This is a genomic window from Streptomyces sp. NPDC046860 (assembly GCF_040645115.1).
In the GTDB taxonomy this organism is placed as follows: domain Bacteria; phylum Actinomycetota; class Actinomycetes; order Streptomycetales; family Streptomycetaceae; genus Streptomyces.
Window position 1 is genome coordinate 26,479 of record NZ_JBEYXQ010000029.1, and the last position, 15,274, is coordinate 41,752.

The 15,274-nt window shown below is 74.9% G+C and carries 15 protein-coding genes; 9 read left to right on the forward strand and 6 right to left on the reverse strand.

The window, feature by feature from the left end; translation table 11 throughout:
- Positions 1-37: 37 nt before the first annotated feature.
- The 3 genes from ABZ898_RS28220 to ABZ898_RS28230 form a co-directional block, all read right to left on the reverse strand.
- A complete protein-coding gene (locus ABZ898_RS28220; protein ID WP_361664778.1) occupies positions 38-910 on the reverse strand; it encodes a hypothetical protein in 873 nt (290 codons plus the stop codon).
- Positions 911-941: 31 nt separating this feature from the next.
- Positions 942-2,471, reverse strand: coding sequence for a hypothetical protein (locus ABZ898_RS28225; RefSeq protein ID WP_361664781.1), 1,530 nt, complete (start codon positions 2,469-2,471; stop codon positions 942-944).
- A gap of 96 nt (positions 2,472-2,567) precedes the next feature.
- Complete coding sequence (locus ABZ898_RS28230; protein ID WP_361664784.1) at positions 2,568-3,260, reverse strand: GntR family transcriptional regulator; 693 nt, start codon at positions 3,258-3,260, stop codon at positions 2,568-2,570.
- A gap of 196 nt (positions 3,261-3,456) precedes the next feature.
- Between ABZ898_RS28230 and ABZ898_RS28235 the strand changes: the two genes are divergently transcribed.
- From ABZ898_RS28235 to ABZ898_RS28255, 5 genes are read left to right on the forward strand one after another with little or no spacing between them, the layout of a single operon-like run.
- Positions 3,457-4,761 carry an MFS transporter gene (locus ABZ898_RS28235; protein ID WP_361664787.1) on the forward strand — a complete coding sequence of 435 codons (1,305 nt, stop codon included), beginning with the start codon at positions 3,457-3,459 and terminating at the stop codon, positions 4,759-4,761.
- Entirely contained in the window at positions 4,758-5,597 is an 840-nt protein-coding gene (locus ABZ898_RS28240) for a putative hydro-lyase (protein ID WP_361664790.1), read from the forward strand. Before ABZ898_RS28235 ends, ABZ898_RS28240 begins: the two co-directional genes overlap by 4 nt.
- 44 nt (positions 5,598-5,641) lie before the next feature.
- Positions 5,642-6,400, forward strand: coding sequence for a 5-oxoprolinase subunit PxpA (locus ABZ898_RS28245; RefSeq protein ID WP_361664852.1), 759 nt, complete (start codon positions 5,642-5,644; stop codon positions 6,398-6,400).
- On the forward strand, positions 6,397-7,014 hold the full coding sequence (locus ABZ898_RS28250; RefSeq protein WP_361664793.1) for an allophanate hydrolase subunit 1: 618 nt from the start codon (positions 6,397-6,399) through the stop codon (positions 7,012-7,014). Before ABZ898_RS28245 ends, ABZ898_RS28250 begins: the two co-directional genes overlap by 4 nt.
- A complete protein-coding gene (locus tag ABZ898_RS28255) occupies positions 7,011-7,880 on the forward strand; it encodes a biotin-dependent carboxyltransferase family protein (RefSeq protein WP_361664796.1) in 870 nt (289 codons plus the stop codon). The genes ABZ898_RS28250 and ABZ898_RS28255 overlap by 4 nt, the downstream gene beginning before the upstream one ends.
- A gap of 45 nt (positions 7,881-7,925) precedes the next feature.
- Here the strand turns inward: ABZ898_RS28255 and ABZ898_RS28260 are convergent, their stop codons facing one another.
- Together ABZ898_RS28260 and ABZ898_RS28265 are read right to left on the reverse strand one after the other, a co-directional pair.
- Positions 7,926-9,344, reverse strand: coding sequence for a HEAT repeat domain-containing protein (locus ABZ898_RS28260; RefSeq protein ID WP_361664799.1), 1,419 nt, complete (start codon positions 9,342-9,344; stop codon positions 7,926-7,928).
- Positions 9,345-9,651: 307 nt separating this feature from the next.
- Positions 9,652-10,044 carry an ankyrin repeat domain-containing protein gene (locus ABZ898_RS28265; protein ID WP_361664802.1) on the reverse strand — a complete coding sequence of 131 codons (393 nt, stop codon included), beginning with the start codon at positions 10,042-10,044 and terminating at the stop codon, positions 9,652-9,654.
- Positions 10,045-10,264: 220 nt separating this feature from the next.
- Here ABZ898_RS28265 and ABZ898_RS28270 point away from each other — a divergent pair, with 220 nt between their 5' ends.
- Positions 10,265-10,459 carry a hypothetical protein gene (locus ABZ898_RS28270; RefSeq protein ID WP_030810431.1) on the forward strand — a complete coding sequence of 65 codons (195 nt, stop codon included), beginning with the start codon at positions 10,265-10,267 and terminating at the stop codon, positions 10,457-10,459.
- 88 nt (positions 10,460-10,547) lie between these two features.
- Positions 10,548-12,152 (forward strand): hypothetical protein, encoded by a 1,605-nt coding sequence (locus ABZ898_RS28275; RefSeq protein WP_361664804.1) that lies wholly within the window; start codon positions 10,548-10,550, stop codon positions 12,150-12,152.
- A 94-nt stretch (positions 12,153-12,246) separates the two neighbouring features.
- Here the strand turns inward: ABZ898_RS28275 and ABZ898_RS28280 are convergent, their stop codons facing one another.
- Complete coding sequence (locus ABZ898_RS28280) at positions 12,247-13,752, reverse strand: PLP-dependent aminotransferase family protein (protein WP_361664807.1); 1,506 nt, start codon at positions 13,750-13,752, stop codon at positions 12,247-12,249.
- A 103-nt stretch (positions 13,753-13,855) separates the two neighbouring features.
- On the opposite strand from ABZ898_RS28280, the gene ABZ898_RS28285 reads away from it, so the two are divergent.
- Positions 13,856-14,509, forward strand: coding sequence for a hypothetical protein (locus ABZ898_RS28285; RefSeq protein ID WP_361664810.1), 654 nt, complete (start codon positions 13,856-13,858; stop codon positions 14,507-14,509).
- The gene (locus tag ABZ898_RS28290) at positions 14,506-15,273 is read left to right on the forward strand and encodes a glycerophosphodiester phosphodiesterase (protein WP_361664813.1); all 768 of its coding nucleotides are present in this window, start codon (positions 14,506-14,508) and stop codon (positions 15,271-15,273) included. The genes ABZ898_RS28285 and ABZ898_RS28290 overlap by 4 nt, the downstream gene beginning before the upstream one ends.
- Position 15,274: the final 1 nt, after the last annotated feature.

Below are 15,274 nucleotides of genomic sequence, written 5' to 3' on the forward strand. Positions count from 1 at the left end.
ACTCTCGTCGTAAGGCTTCGGAAAGGTGCGGGCGGGGTCAGGAGTGGAAGGGCAGTCCGGCGTCGGCCACCAGGTCGAGGTCGTCGGTGTCCTCGGCGGGCAGCAGGCTGGCGGTACCGCCGGTCTCGGGTACGACGCCCAGTTCGAGCAGTTCGGCGAGCGCGGCGCCGCCCGCCATGTCCCGCACCTGGAGCTGGTAGCGGGCGGTGGTGCGGTAGGTGCCGCCGTGGTCGTCCCCGGTGCGCTGGAGGAAGCCGGAGTCGGTGAGGAAGCCGAGGGCCTTGGCGACGATGCCGGTGGTGGAGGCGGCCGGGCGCCGGGCGTCCTTGGTGGCGCCGGTGGCGCTGCGCCGGGCCCAGATGCGCCAGGCGGCCTCCAGGCCGGGGGCGTCGGTCACCGGGTCGGTGTTCTCCCCGGACTGCTCGGCCCGCTCCTCCAGCCTGCGGCACGCCTGCCGTACGAAGGCGTCGACGCCGTTGACCGTGACGCGGCCGATGTAGGAGTCGTCGGCGAGGTCCTCGGGGCGCGGGAACGCCAGGGCGGCCACGGCGAGATGGGCGAGGCCGTGCAGGAACCGGTCGGCGGAGTCGGCGGTGGCGCGGCGGGCGTAGTCGCCCATGCGCACGGCGAACACCGAGTCCTCGGCGGCCGTCACGGCCATTCCGGCCCGGGGCGACACCTCCAGCACGACGAGCCCGAGCCCGGTCGCCACGGCGTCGGCGAGCCGGGCGAAGGAGCCGTCCTCCCGGTAGCGGCGCAGCAGTTCGGCGTACTCCTGGTCCCGCGCGGGCTGCAGCTTCGGCTGGAGCCCGAACGCGACGAGCCGGGCCGCGTCGGCGGCGTCGGCGGGGGTGACGGCCGGCGGCGGCGCCGGCGCTTCGACGTCACTCCACTCGACGTGCTCGGTCACGACGTAAACTCCTTGAACTCGAAACTTGGGATCATCCCGCGACCGCCCGGTCGCTGGCCATCCCGACGGCGTCCAGCAGAGCGGTCCCCACGATCAGATCCGCCCCGCCGAAGTCGGGGTCGTCCAGCTGAGTACCGTCGTCCACCGCGAACAACAGCTTCTCCTCGCCCTGCCGGTAGGCGGTACCTACAGCGGGACTGGCCGCGTGAATGGCCATCAGCGCGACGAGATAGGCCAGCTCGAACCCTTCGGCCGCGCGGGCATCGGCCAGCAGCCCCGACAGCCTCCGGGGAGCGTCGGCCGGCAGGTCCAGCAGAGCGCGAGCGGCGGCGACCTGCTCCTCCGAGAACCGGCTGTCGTCCGGCGTGGCGATGAGGTCCGGCTCGGGCATCTCCGCCCCGAGATGCTCCCGCTCGACCGGCGGGGTCAGCAGTATGTCGACCAGGTCGCCCACCCGAACCGCCACCGGCGTGCGCAGCCCCGCCCCGGCGGCGAAGAACGCGTCGGTGACCCGGATCGCCCGCTGGAGCGGCAGCGGCAGCACGGGGGCGACCAGGTGGCCGTACAGGTCCATGCCGGAGGTGCCCGTGGGTGCGGCGAACGCCTGCCGGTCCTGCTCGGCGCGGAACAGCGGCCCGGCCTCCAGCAGCCGGGACTGGAGCTGGGTGTGGCGGCGGATACAGTCCTTGACGATGTCGACCAGTTCGGCCGCGCGCCGCTTGTGCTCCGGCTCCTCGGTCTCGTCGCGGGCCTTGCGGATGTTGGTGAGGATCGCGTTCTCGTGGCGGTAGCGGTCGGCCACGTGGTCCAGCGCCTCGGCGATCATGTCGGGCACGGAGTTTAGCCAGTCGACCGCGCGGACGTTGCGCCGGGTGGCGTCCAGGGCGCGGCGCAGGGTCTCGGAGTACTGCACGGTGCGGTAGCGGGCCTGCTCGGCGGCGAGCTGGGCGTCGGCCAGCCGGCCCCGGTTGATCAGCACCTCCAGCTTGACCTCGGCGGCGATCTGGGCGCTGGTGACGTCGGTGTCCAGGGCGCCGACGAGGACGTTGACGGCTTCGTCGGTGGTGCGCAGGTAGACCGTGCCGCCGGGGCCGGGGACCTCTTCGACGAGCTTGAAGTCGTAGTCGCGCCGGACGTAGGTGCCGTCGGAGGCGAAGGTGCCGTACACCGCGCGGAAGCCGCGGTCGGCGCTGCCGACGTTGATCAGGTTCTCCAGCACCCAGCGGGCCACGCGCTCGTGCTCGGCGGTGGTGCGGTGCGGGGCCTGGGCGGTGATGCGCGGGACGAGCCGGGCGACGATCTGCTCGTGGTCGGCGCCCGTGTCGAAGTCCATGTTGAGCGTGACGAGGTCGATGGCGGCGAGCGCCACCTCGGCCATGCCGTACGTCGAGTACTCACCGGCGAGGTTGGCCTTGCGGGCGTCCAGGTCGTGCAGCGGGGCCGTGCAGGCGAGCGCGCGCAGCCGCCGCGCCAGGCCCTCGTCGGCGGCCGGGCCCGGCGCGGGGCGCGGCGCCGCGCTGAGCTGGGGCGGAACGCTGTCCGTCGGTGCAGGCGAAGTCACGGTGCACAGATTAGGTCCTCGGTGCGACAACAACCCAAACGGTGCGGAAGCGACGGCCGTCACAGCGGCGCGAGACCCCCCTCACGGGCAGTCGTCTCACTCCTCGTCGACCCGCCGCCGGTAGACCTCCAGCACGCGTTCGAGCGAGTCGGAGAGATAGGTCGACAGCAGTTCCTCCGCCCCGCCGCGGTCGCCGTCGCGCAGGGCGTCGAGGATCTGGCGGTTGCGGCCGAGGTAGGGCTCGTGGAGGCGGCGGGGGTGGTCGACGAGGTGGAAGGCGAGCCGGAGTTCGGCGAAGACGGTGCGCATCAGCTCGTCGGTGCGCTCGCTGCGGGCCAGCGCGACCAGCTCCCGGTGGAAGTGGATGTTGGCCGTCCCCAGCGCTTTCCAGTCGTTCTCCCGCGCGGCCGACTCCCCTTCGGCGACGGCCGCGGCGAGCGCGTCGAGGGGGTACGGCGGCTCGCCGAGGCCGCGTACGACGGCGCATTCGACCAGGGACCGGGTGCGGTAGATGTCCTCCACGTCCGCGACGCTGAGCACCCGGACGAAGACACCCCGGTTGAGTTCGTGGACGAGCAGCCGTTCATGGGTGAGCAGCCGGAACGCCTCGCGCAGGGTGTTGCGGGACACCCCGAGGGCGCCGCCGATGCTGTCCTCGGACAGCCGGGCGCCCGGCGGGAAATAGCCCTCCGCGATGCGGTTGCGGAGGATGTCGGAGACGCGTTCGGCGGTACTGGTCCGGCCCAGGAGGGCCCGGTCCTCGGCGAGTTGGGTCGACTGCTCTGCCATGCCCGGAATTCAACCGCAGAGCCGGGTCCGGGACAACGTACCTATTGAAGGATCGTTGAACAATCCTCTACGGTGCTCCGCACGGCCCTCCCCACGAGGTCCCGCACCGCACGTCCCCCCGCACGTCCCGCACGGCACGACCCCGCACTGCTCACCGATCCGCACCCCTCCCTCACGCTTCAGCGAGGTGCCGCCCATGAGCACGACTGCCCCGCCCGAACTGACCGTCGTCCCGGAGCGACCCGCACAGGAGGAGGGTCCGTTCGGCTGGCTGCGGGCCCTGGGCCCGCGTGGCCGCCGCGCCTTCGCCGGAGCCTTCGGCGGCTACGCCCTCGACTCCTACGACTACTTCACGCTGCCGCTGAGCATGGTCGCGCTGTCGGCCTACTTCGGCCTGGACAGCGGCCAGACCGGCCTGTTCACCACCGTCACCCTGGTGCTGTCCGCGCTCGGCGGCGCCCTGGCGGGCGTGGTCGCGGACCGGATCGGCCGGGTCCGCGCCCTGATGATCACCGTCGTCACCTACGCGGTGTTCACGGTCGCCTGCGGCTTCGCCCCCAACTACGAGTCCCTGCTGGTCTTCCGGGCCCTCCAGGGGCTCGGCTTCGGCGGCGAGTGGGCCGTCGGGGCGATCCTGGTCGCCGAGTACGCGAGCGCCCGTCACCGGGGGCGCACCCTCGGCGTCGTGCAGAGCTCCTGGGCGGTCGGCTGGGGTATGGCCGCGATCGTCTACACCCTGGTGTTCTCCTTCGTGGACGAGGACCTGGCCTGGCGGGTGCTGTTCTGGACCGGCGCGCTGCCCGCCCTGCTGGTGCTCTGGCTGCGCCGCCGGGTGCACGACGCGCCCGAGGCCGCCGCGGCCCGCGAACGCAGCCCGGAACGCGGCTCGTTCGCGGCGATCTTCCGGCCGGGCACGCCGGAGTCTCCGGGCCTGCTGCGCGTCACCCTCTTCGCGAGCCTGCTGTCGACCGGTGTGCAGGGCGGCTACTACACCCTGGCGACCTGGGTGCCGACGTACCTGAAGACCGAGCGGGGCCTGTCGGTCGTCGGCACCGGCGGCTATCTGGCGCTGCTGATCTCCGGGGCCTTCCTCGGCTACCTGACGGGCGGCCATCTCACCGACAAGCTGGGCCGGCGCCGCACCATCTGGCTGTTCGCCCTGCTGTCGGCGGTCTGCGTGCTGGCGTACGCCAACATCCCGCCCGGCTCGGGCACGCTGCTGCTGGTGCTGGGCTTCCCGCTCGGGTTCTGCATGTCGGCCATCTTCAGCGGCTTCGGCTCCTACCTGAGCGAGCTGTACCCGACCCCGGTGCGCGGCACGGGCCAGGGCTTCACCTACAACACCGGCCGGGCGGTGGGCGCGGTCTTCCCGACGCTGGTCGGCTTCCTGGCCGACAGCTGGGGCGTCGGCGGCGCGCTGGCGTTCGGCGCGGCGGGGTACGGGCTGGCGGCGCTGGCGCTGTTCGGCCTGCCGGAGACGCGCGGCCGGGAACTGGCATGACGCGCGCCGACCTGACCGGCGACCGCCCGGTGGCCCTGGCCGAGCCCGGCGCGCGCGAGTGGACCCCGGCGGCCGCGCGGGCCCGCTTCCGGGCGGGCCTCACGGGCCCCACGGCGGGCGTGGCCGCGGGCCACACCCAGGCCAACCTGATCGCGGTGCCCGCCGACTGGGCCTACGACACCCTGCTGTTCTGCCAGCGCAACCCCCGGCCCTGCCCGGTGCTGGACGTGACGGACGCGGGCGCGGTCACGACCGTCCTCGCGCCGGGCGCGGACCTGCGCACCGATCTGCCCCGCTACCGGGTGTGGCGGGACGGCGAGCTGGTGGCCGAGCCGGCCGACGCGCGCGCCTACTGGCGGGACGACCTGGTGGCGTTCCTGCTGGGGTGCAGCTTCACCTTCGAGTGGGCGCTCGCCGGGGCGGGCGTACCGATCCGCCATGTCGAGCAGGGCCGCAACGTCCCGATGTACGTGACCGACCGGCAGTGCCGCCCGGCGGGGCGGCTGCGCGGGCCGATGGTGGTGTCGATGCGTCCGGTGCCGCCGGCGCACCTGCGGGCCGCGGTCCGGGAGAGCGGGATGCTCCCGGCCGTGCACGGCGCCCCGGTGCACTGCGGCGACCCGGCCGGTCTCGGCATAGCGGACCTGGACCGGCCGGACTTCGGCGATCCGGTGGAGATGGCGCCGGACGACGTACCGGTGTTCTGGGCCTGCGGGGTGACCCCGCAGGCGGCGGTGACGGCGTCCCGGCCGCCGTTCGCCCTCACGCACGCGCCGGGGCAGATGTTCCTGACCGACGCGCGCGACGAGCAGTACCGCGTGGCCGGGGTCGACTGATCCGGATGACCGACACGACGGAGGTGCCGTACCCGATGACCGCGATCGAGCCGGTCGATCTCAACGCCGACCTCGGCGAGGGCTTCGGCCGCTGGCGGCTGACCGACGACGAGGGGCTGCTGTCCGTCGTCACCAGCGCCAACGTGGCCTGCGGCTTCCACGCCGGGGACGCGGCCACCATGCGCCGGGTGTGCGACCTGGCGGCCGCGCGTGGGGTGAGTGTCGGCGCCCAGGTGTCCTACCGGGACCTGGCCGGTTTCGGGCGCCGCGCGATGGACGTGCCGCCCGCCGAACTGACGGCCGAAGTGGCCTACCAGATCGGCGCGTTGGAGGTGTTCGCGCGGGCGGCCGGCGCCCACGTGGCGTATGTGAAGCCGCACGGCGCGCTCTACAACCGGGTCGTGCGCGACGAGGAGCAGGCCCGCGCGGTGGTCGAGGGGGTGCTCCTCGCGGACGCCCGGCTGCCGGTGCTGGGACTGCCCGGGTCACGTCTGCTGGACGTGGCCGCGAAGGCGGGCCTGCGCGCCGTCCCGGAGGCGTTCGCGGACCGCGCGTACACCGACGAGGGCACCCTCGTGCCGCGTGACCGCGAGGGTGCCGTGATCAGCTATGCGGAGGCGGTGGTGGCCCGCTCGCTGGACCTCGCCCGCTCCGGGGAGGTGACCGCGCTCTCCGGCGCCCGCGTCCGGGTACGGGCCCGTTCCCTGTGCCTGCACGGCGACACCCCCGGCGCGGTCGATCTGGCCCGGCGGGTGCGCGCCCGGCTGGCCTCGGCGGGCGTGCCGGTGGAGGCGTTCGCGTGAGGGCGCTGCCGATGGGCGAGCACGCGCTGCTGGTGGAGGTCGCCTCGGCCGAGGAGGCGCGGGCCCTGCACGCGGAGCTGCTGCGGCGGCGCGCGGAGGGCTCGCTGCGGGCCCGCGAGATCGTCCCGGCGGCCCGTACGGTCCTGCTCGACGGCGTGGACGACCCGGTACGCCGGGCCGCCGAACTGGCCGTCGCCGAGGTGCCGTCCGCGCCCCGGGTCCGGTCCGCCCCGGTGGAGCTGCCGGTGCGCTACGACGGGCCGGACCTCGCCGAGGTGGCCGCGCACTGGGGGGTGACGCCGCGCGAGGCGGCCGCGATCCACGCGGGCACCGAGTTCACGGTGGCCTTCTGCGGCTTCGCGCCCGGCTTCGGCTACCTCACCGGCCTGCCCGGCCACCGGAGCGTGCCGCGCCGGGCCACCCCCCGTACGGCGGTGCCGCCCGGGTCGGTCGCGCTGGCCGGGCCGTACACCGGCGTGTACCCGCGCTCCTCGCCGGGCGGCTGGCAGCTCATCGGCCGCACGGACGCCGTGCTGTGGGACACCGCGCGCGAACCGGCCGCCCTGCTGGCGCCGGGCACGCGGGTGCGCTTCGCCCCGGTGGAGGACGCGTGACGGACCGTGCGCTGGTGGTGGTACGCGCGGGAGCGCTGACGACCGTGCAGGACCGGGGCCGGACCGGCCACGCCCACCTGGGCGTGCCCCGCTCCGGCGCGCTGGACCCGCCCGCGGCGGCGCTCGTCAACCGGCTGGCCGGCAACTCCCCCGACGCGGCCGTTCTGGAGACGACGCTCGACGGCTGTGCCGTGCGGGCCCGTTCGACGGTCACCGTCGCGGTGGGCGGCGCGCCCTGCCCGGTCGCGGTCGGGGGCCGCCCGGCGCCCTGGGGCGCGCCCGTCCGCGTGCCCGCCGGTGAGGTGCTTCAGGTGGGGGCGGCGGTGGCGGGGGTGCGTTCCTACGTCGCCGTGTCGGGGGGCGTCGCGGTGGACCCGGTGCTCGGCAGCCGGTCCACGGACCTCCTGTCGGGCCTCGGCCCCGCGCCGCTGACCGACGGCACCGTGCTTCCCCTGGGCCCCCCGGGCGCCCCTCCCGCCCGCGTGGACCTCGCGCCGCAGCCCGCTCCGCCGGCCGAACTGGTCCTGCGGATCACACTCGGGCCCCGCGAGGACTGGTTCACCCCGCGCGCCCTCGGCGACCTCACCACGCGCGCGTACCGGGTCTCCCCCGCGAGCAACCGCATCGGCCTGCGCACGGAGGGCCCCGCGCTGGAACGCGCCCGTGCGGGCGAACTGCCCAGCGAGGGCATGGTCCTGGGCGCGGTGCAGGTCCCCCCGGACGGCCTCCCGCTGGTCTTCCTGGCCGACCATCCCACCACCGGCGGCTACCCGGTCCCGGCGGTGGTGCACCCGGCGGACCTCTCGGCCGCCGCCCAGGCGAGGCCGGGCACACCGCTGCGCTTCGTGCCCGTGCGCCGCCGCTGAGCGCGGGGGCTCACCGGGGTACCGGCGAGCCCCCGGCCCGGCCGGTCACAGGGGTTGCGGGTCCTGGTCGAAGCGGCTGCGCACCGCCGTCTGGACCTCGTCCTCCTCGGCGGGGTCGGCGGCCAGGCGGCGCAGCCGTTCGACGACGCGGGCGTCGCCGGTCTCGGCGTGCCGGGCGGCCAGTTCGCGGGTGGTCTCCTCGCAGTCCCAGAGGCACTCGACGGCGAACCCGGAGGCGAAGGAGGGGTCGGTGGCGGCCAGCGCGCGGGCGGCACGGCCGCGCAGATGGGAGGAGGCCGTCTCCCGGTAGACGTGGCGCAGTACGGGTGCCGCGCAGACGATGCCGAGGCGCCCGGCGCCGTCGACGAGGGTCCACAGGGTGGGCGCGTCGGGCCCCTCGCCCCGCACGGCCTCGCGCAGGGCGCCGAGGACGAGGTCGCTGTCCTGGGCGCCGCCCCGGCAGGCGAGGACGCGTCCGGCGGCGGCGCCGAGCGCGTCGGGCCGCTGGACCCAGCGGCGGGCGCGGTCGACGGCGGCGGGGGTGCGCATCCGCTCGAAGGCGTCTAGGGCGGCGTCCACGACGGCCCGTGTGCCGTCCGTGACGGCGGCCTCGATCAGGTCGAGCGTCTCGGGGGCCTCGCTGTCGGCGAGGTAGCGCAGGGCGGTGCAGCGGGCGCCGTCGGTGCCGGCGCGGGCGGCGGCGAGGATCTCCGGCCGGTCCTCGGGCGCCGCGACGGCGACCAGGCAGCGGGCGGCGGGGACATGGAGGGCGGCGCCGCGCTCGATGCCCTGCTGGGCCCACTCGAAGACCGCGCTCACGCTCCAGCCGGGCCGGGGCCCGGTGGGCCGCATCTGCCGCTGCCAGCGGTCGAAGCTGCCGGCCTCGCGGGCGGCCCGCACGCGGGTGGAGACGGATTCGCGCGGGTCGTCGGCCCACAGCCGCCAGGGCCTCGGTTCGAAGGCGTCGCGGACGGCGGCGGCGAGTTCGGCCTCGCCCGCCGGGTCGGTGCCGAAGCGGGCCAGCACGGGGGCGGCGAGGGCGCGCAGGCCCGCGTCGTCGTCGCGCAGGGCCAGCTCGTCCAGCGCCCAGGCCCAGTTGGCGCCCCTGGCCGCGTACCGGCGGAGCAGGGCGAGCGCGTCGAGCCTGCCGTAGGAGGCGAGGTGGCCGAGGACGGCGAGGGCGAGTCCGGTGCGGGACTCGTCGGGGTCCAGGGCGTCCTCGGGGTCGAGGAGATGCGCCTCGATGGCGTCCAGTTCGCCGTTGAGGTCGAGGTAGAGGCGCGCGTAGTACAGGGAGCGGTTCTCCACCTGCCAGTCGTGGCGGGGGTCGTGGAGGACGCAGTGGTCGAGGGTCTGGAGCGCTTCCGCGCGGGGGGCGGTGAGCGCGTGCAGGGTGCCGTCACCCCGGCCCCGCTGAAGCAGGCCGAGCAGGGTACCGCTGGGCGCTATGACCGGATCGAACATGGGAAACAGCCTCACATCAAGCGTCGACGCAACCGGGGAACACGCATCACCTGGCCGCGTGACACAACGTCGGAGCGCCCGCCGTCTTCTGCTTGCTGCTTCCCATTTCCCTCTGCCTCTCGTCGGGGCCCCTTGCGGGCCGCTTCACGGCCCGCGTGGTGCGGCAACACCTGCCCAGCCATCGCGTCCGTGAATCACGTCGTCATGATGACCCGCGGTTTGTGCCGCCGCGACCGTATTTCCCGGCGGTCCCCCTCCGCCTCCCCCCGTCGTTCCGTGCCCCCTGGTGGAGGCGGTCGCTCGTGGATCAGTGAGCGCCGAACAGTTCCAGCAGTTCCGTCTTGCCGAACATGCGTGCGGTGTCGACGGCCGAGGGCGTGCCCGCGGCCGGATCGGCGCCGCTGTCGAGCAGGGCCCGGATGACCGCCGTCTCGCCCTTGAAGACGGCCCCGGCGAGCGGGGTCTGCCCCCGGTCGTTGATCCGGTCCGCGTCGGCGCCGCGCGCGAGCAGCGCCCGGACCGCGTCGGCGTGCCCGTGGTAGGCGGCGAGCATCACGAGGGAGTCGCCCCGGTCGTTGGTGAGTCCGACCGGCACGCCCGCGTCGACGTAGGCCACCAGCTCCTCGGTCCGTCCCCGCCGGGCCAGATCGAAGATCTTGGTCGCCAGCTCCACGACCTCCGGGTCGGGGGCTTCGCTCATCGGCCGGACCGCCTCTCATGACTTCCGTTCGGGTGAATCGCCAGCGTACTGGCTCGCGCGGCGGCGTGGGCGCCCTGCCCGGCCGGGTGACCGGCGGCTCCCCCACCCGTGGGAAAAACGGCGAATTTCACCCACTTGCACCTTTTATCGTATGGATACATTCTGTGATCCTGGAAGTACTCATGGTGACTGTCCCCCCTTCGACACCAGGAGGTCCCAAATGATCCTCTCCATGTCCGGCGTGGTCCTGCTCGGCATCATCGTCTTCCTGTTCTTCCGCAAGGACGGGCTCAAGGGTTCGCACGCCGTCGTCTCGGCGCTGTTCGGCTTCTACCTGGCCAGCACGGCGATCGCCCCCAGCATCAAGGCCGGCGGCGAGAGCCTGGCGAGCCTTCTCGGCGGCATCAAGTTCTGAAGCCCCCTCTCCCCCGAGGCGACGCGGACCGGCGGGTCCCGGCCGAGGGGGAGCTCCCCACGCCCGTACGCACCAACAGGAGACAGCAGTGGCCCGGCCTCTCCCCCGCATTCTGAGCAAGGACAGCGCGCAGATCGCCCGGCTGCAGATCGCCCGGAGCCGGGAGCTGGCCCGGACGGCGGCGGACAGCGCCACGGACGTCCTCCACCCGCTGATCACCATCTCGCGCGGCCTGCGCCGGCTGGCTCTGGCCGGGCGGGCCAAGTGGGCGGCGACCCCGAAGGACAAGCGGGGGCCGCTGCTGTTCCTGGCGGCCGCCGTGGTCATGGCGGTGGCACTGATGCCGTACGGCCCGCTGCTGGCCGCCGTGAGCCTGATGGTCGCGGCGGCCTGGTACGGGCGCGACCACGCCCCGGCCGCGCCCGAGGGCCCCGACCCCGCGCAGACCGAACGGCTCCAGTCGCTGTACGAGGCGCTGGTGCCCTGCTTCTCCACCGCCGACGACCCGGCGCCGATGTACACGCACGGCGGCGAGTGGGACGCGGTGTTCGCGGAGCACGGCTTCGACGAGGGCGGCCGCCTGGAGCTGATCGTCATCCGCTACCCGGCGTACTTCCCGGACGGCGACCCGGAGAGCCGGGCCGGCGTCGAACGGCTGCTGACCGCGAAGGCCGGGCGGGGCCGGGAGTACCGCTTCACCTGGGAGGAGGAGGCGAACCGGCTCACGCTGAACGCCCTGGCCCCCCTGCCCACCGGCGTCACCGCCCAGCACTTCGTCACCGCCCCGGGTGAGACGGTGCTCGGCTTCACCGACCCCGACGAGGTCCAGCGCACGCTCCCGCTCTCCTACGGCGAGGAGCGGTGCGACATGCCTCCGGTGGTCTGGCGCACCGGCAACCGCTCGCCGGAACCCCATCTGCTGATCATGGGGCACCCCGGCAGCGGCACGTCCACGCTGATGCGCTCCCTCGCCCTCCAGGCGCTGCGGCACGGCGACGTGATGATCGTCGACGGCGGCGGGGCCGGGGACTACTCCTGCCTCGTCGGCCGGGAGGGCGTGCTCGCCGTGGAGTGCGCTCCGGCCGGCGCCGTGACCGGGCTGGAGTGGGCCGCCCAGGAGACCGAGCGGCGGCTCATCGCGGTCAACCAGGCCCGGCAGGCGGGCGGTCCGCCGCCCGAGGACACCACGCGTCCCCTGTGGATCCTCCTGGACCGCCCGACCGTCTTCACCCACCTCGCCGAGGCGGAGCACCGGACCGACCCGCAGGCCCTGCTCCAGGTCCCGCTGCGGCACGGCCGCGCGGCGGGCGTGACCGTGGTCGTCGCCGAGCAGTTCGACAGCGCGGACCATCTGAGCGAGGCCGTCGGCCAGCACGCCCGCGCCCGGGTGGTCCTCGGCCCGGCCTCCCCCGACCAGGTCGCCGCGACCCTGGGCGCCCCCGCGCACACCACCCCGCCGGACCGGATTCCCCCCGGCCGCGGCTACGCCCGTCTCGGCTCCGGGCCGGTCCACCGCCTCCAAGTACCAGCCACCCCGGACCCCTACGACGAGGCGGCCCCCGAAGCGGACCGCCGGGCCGTGCTGTCCCTGCTCCCGGCCCGCACGGCTCCCGCGGAGCCGGAACCGCCCCGCTCCCCGGAGGTCGTCTCCCCGGCCGAACCCGCCGACGCGGTACCGGCGGACCGGGCCTGATCCCGTAGAAGACGCGCGTGCCCGCTCCGGCCACCGGAGCGGGCACGCGCGTTCCGCACGGAGGGGGAGCCGCCGGGCGCGCTCCCCGCGGGGCTCAGGCCACGAACGCCCCCGGCGCCTCCCCGCCCCCGGTGGCCCCCGACTCCACCAGCCGCGCGGCCGCCGCCAGCCGGGACGCGGCCTCGTCCGCGACCGCGCCGCCCACGGTGAACGGCAGCCGCAGGTACCCCTCGAAGGCGCCGTCGACGCCGAACCGGGGCCCGGAGGGGACGCGCACGCCGACCCGCTCGCCCGCCTCGGCGATGCGGGACCCGGACAGTCCCCCGGCGCGCACCCAGAGGGTCAGACCGCCGGAGGGCACCTCGTACTCCCAGCCGGGCAGCTCCCGGCGCAGGGCCGCGACCAGGGCGTCGCGGTTCTCGCGGGCCTGGGCCCGGCGCAGCGCCACGGCCTGCTCCCAGCCGCCGCTGCTGAACAGCCAGTGCACGGCGAGCTGTTCGAGGACGGGGGTGCCCATGTCGGCGTAGGCGCGCGCGGAGACCAGGCTGCGGATGACGTCCGGGGCGGCCCGGACCCAGCCGATGCGCATCCCGGCCCAGAACGCCTTGCTGGCCGAGCCGACCGTGATGACCGTCGAACCGGCCGGGTCGAAGCCGCACATCGGGCGGGGCATCGCCCGGCCCAGCTCCTCCTCGAACCACAGCTCGCTCATCGTCTCGTCCGCGACCAGCACGGTCCCGGCCGCGCGGGCGGAGTCCACGAGCCGGCGCCGCTGGTCCTCGTCGGCCAGCGCGCCCGTCGGGTTGTGGAAGTCGGCGACGACGTAGGCGAGCCGGGGCGCGGCCTCGCGCAGCACCTGGCGCCAGCGGTCGAGGTCCCAGCCGGTCAGCCCCTCGGCCATGGCCACCGGGACGAGCCGGGCGCCCGCCTCCCGCATCAGCTGCAGGATGTTGGCGTAGGACGGCGACTCCACGGCGATCCGCTCGCCCCGGCCCGAGAAGAGATGGCAGATGGCGTCGATGGCGCCCATGGCGCCGGTGGTCACCATGATCTGCTCGGGCATGGTCGGGATGCCCCGCGCGGTGTACCGCTCGGCGATCATGGCGCGCAGCGCGGGCAGTCCGGCCGGGTAGTCGCCATGGGTGTGGGCGTAGGGCGGCAGGTCCTCCAGCGCGCCGGTGACCGCGCGGGTGAGCCAGGGCTCGGGCGCCGGGAGGGCCGCGCAGCCCAGGTCGATCAGGGAGCCGAGCGACTCGGGCGGGAGGGGCTCCAGCCCGCGCGCGGGCAGCGGGTTGCCCGCCGGGACGGCCGTCCAGCTTCCCGCGCCGCGCCGGGACTCCAGGAAGCCCTCGGCGCGCAGGTTCTCGTACGCGGCGGCGACGGTGGTGCGGCTGACGGAGAGGGCGAGGGCCAGCTCGCGTTCGGCGGGCAGCCGGGCCGCGACGGGGACGCGGCCCTCCAGGACGAGCAGCCGGATGCCGTCGGCCAGGGCGCGGTAGGCGGGCGGTCGGCGCGTGCCGGGGCCGCCGGGGCGGTCCTGCTGGGAGCCGAGCAGGCGGGCGAGCTGTGCCGCACCCACCGCCGAGGTCCAATGCGCCATGCAGATCAGTCCACCTTCCCCGAATTGGCCATGGATGACTTTTCGTCCCAAGCCACAGAGTGGCACGGGTCAGGCCACTGTCACCACCCCAGGGGGGTTTCCCATGTCCACTCCCGGCCGTCTGGCCCGCCGGCTGCTCCAGCTCTACGCCGGACTCGCGCTGTACGGGGCGAGTTCGGCCCTGCTCGTCAGGTCGGGCCTGGGCCTGGAGCCGTGGAACGTGCTGCACCAGGGACTGGCCGCCCGCACCGGGCTGAGCATGGGGGTGGTGCTGACCCTGCTCGGCGCCGCGATCCTGCTGCTGTGGATACCGCTGCGCCAGCGGCCCGGCCTGGGCACGGTCTCCAACGTGCTGGTGATCGGCTTCGCCATGGACGCCACCCTGTCCGTGCTGCCGGACGCGCACGGCCTGGCGGCGCGGATCGCGCTGCTGGTCGCGGGGATCGTGCTCAACGGCGCGGCGACCGGCCTCTACATCGCGGCGGACTTCGGTCCGGGCCCGCGCGACGGCCTGATGACCGGCCTGCACCGCCGCACCGGCCGCTCGATCCGGCTGATCCGCACCTGCGTGGAGGTCACCGTCGTGGCGACCGGCTTCGCCCTCGGCGGCACGGTCGGGATCGGCACCGTGCTGTACGCGCTGTGCATCGGTCCGCTCGCCCAGTTCTTCCTGCGCGTGTTCGCGCTCCGGCCGCTGCCCGCCCCGGCCGGGGTGGTCGCCGCCGGGGCGCCGGAGCACGCGATACTGCGCCCGTGACCGAGCCGATACGCCATCCGTACCTGGACCATCCCGGCCCCATCGCCTTCGCCCACCGGGGCGGGGCGGCCGCGGGGGTGGAGAACACCGTGGCGCAGTTCCGCCGGGCGGTGGAGCGCGGGTACCGCTACATCGAGACCGACGTCCATCTCACGGCGGACGGCGCGCTCGTCGCCTTCCACGACGAGTCCCTGGACCGCGTCACCGACGGCACCGGCCGCATCGCCGACCTGCCGTGGGCGGAGGTCGCCCGCGCGCGCGTGGGCGGCGCGGAGCCCGTACCGCTCTTCGAGGAGCTGCTGGAGACGTTCCCGCGGGTCCGCTGGAACGTGGACGTCAAGGCGGAGGCCGCCCTCGGTCCTTTCCTCGACCTTCTCGCGCGGACGGACTCCTGGGACCGGGTCTGTCTGGGCTCCTTCTCGGAGGCGCGGGTGCGGCGCGCGCAGCGGCTGGCGGGGCCGAGGCTGGCCACCTCCCTGGGCACCCTCGGTGTGCTGGGACTGCGGCTGCGCTCCTGGGGGCTGCCCGCCCCGGTGCGCGGCTCGGCGGTGGCGGCACAGGTGCCCGAGGCCCAGTCGGGTGTCCCGGTGACCGACCGGCGCTTCGTGGACGAGGCGCACGCGCGCGGGCTCCAGGTGCACGTCTGGACGGTCAACGAACCGGAGCGGATGCACCGGCTCCTGGATCTGGGGGTCGATGGCATCATGACCGATCACATCGACACGTTGCGCGAGGTCATGGAGGACCGCGGCGTCTGGGTATGAC

What these genes read in the sequence shown, in the direction of transcription:
- ABZ898_RS28230 (WP_361664784.1), bottom strand. Translation starts at nt 3,260, where the DNA reads ATGGCAGAGCAGTCGACCCAACTCGCCGAGGACCGGGCCCTCCTGGGC.
- ABZ898_RS28235 (WP_361664787.1), top strand. Translation starts at nt 3,457, where the DNA reads ATGAGCACGACTGCCCCGCCCGAACTGACCGTCGTCCCGGAGCGACCC.
- ABZ898_RS28240 (WP_361664790.1), top strand. Translation starts at nt 4,758, where the DNA reads ATGACGCGCGCCGACCTGACCGGCGACCGCCCGGTGGCCCTGGCCGAG.
- ABZ898_RS28260 (WP_361664799.1), bottom strand. Translation starts at nt 9,344, where the DNA reads ATGTTCGATCCGGTCATAGCGCCCAGCGGTACCCTGCTCGGCCTGCTT.
- ABZ898_RS28265 (WP_361664802.1), bottom strand. Translation starts at nt 10,044, where the DNA reads ATGAGCGAAGCCCCCGACCCGGAGGTCGTGGAGCTGGCGACCAAGATC.
- ABZ898_RS28270 (WP_030810431.1), top strand. Translation starts at nt 10,265, where the DNA reads ATGATCCTCTCCATGTCCGGCGTGGTCCTGCTCGGCATCATCGTCTTC.
- ABZ898_RS28280 (WP_361664807.1), bottom strand. Translation starts at nt 13,752, where the DNA reads ATGGCGCATTGGACCTCGGCGGTGGGTGCGGCACAGCTCGCCCGCCTG.
- ABZ898_RS28285 (WP_361664810.1), top strand. Translation starts at nt 13,856, where the DNA reads ATGTCCACTCCCGGCCGTCTGGCCCGCCGGCTGCTCCAGCTCTACGCC.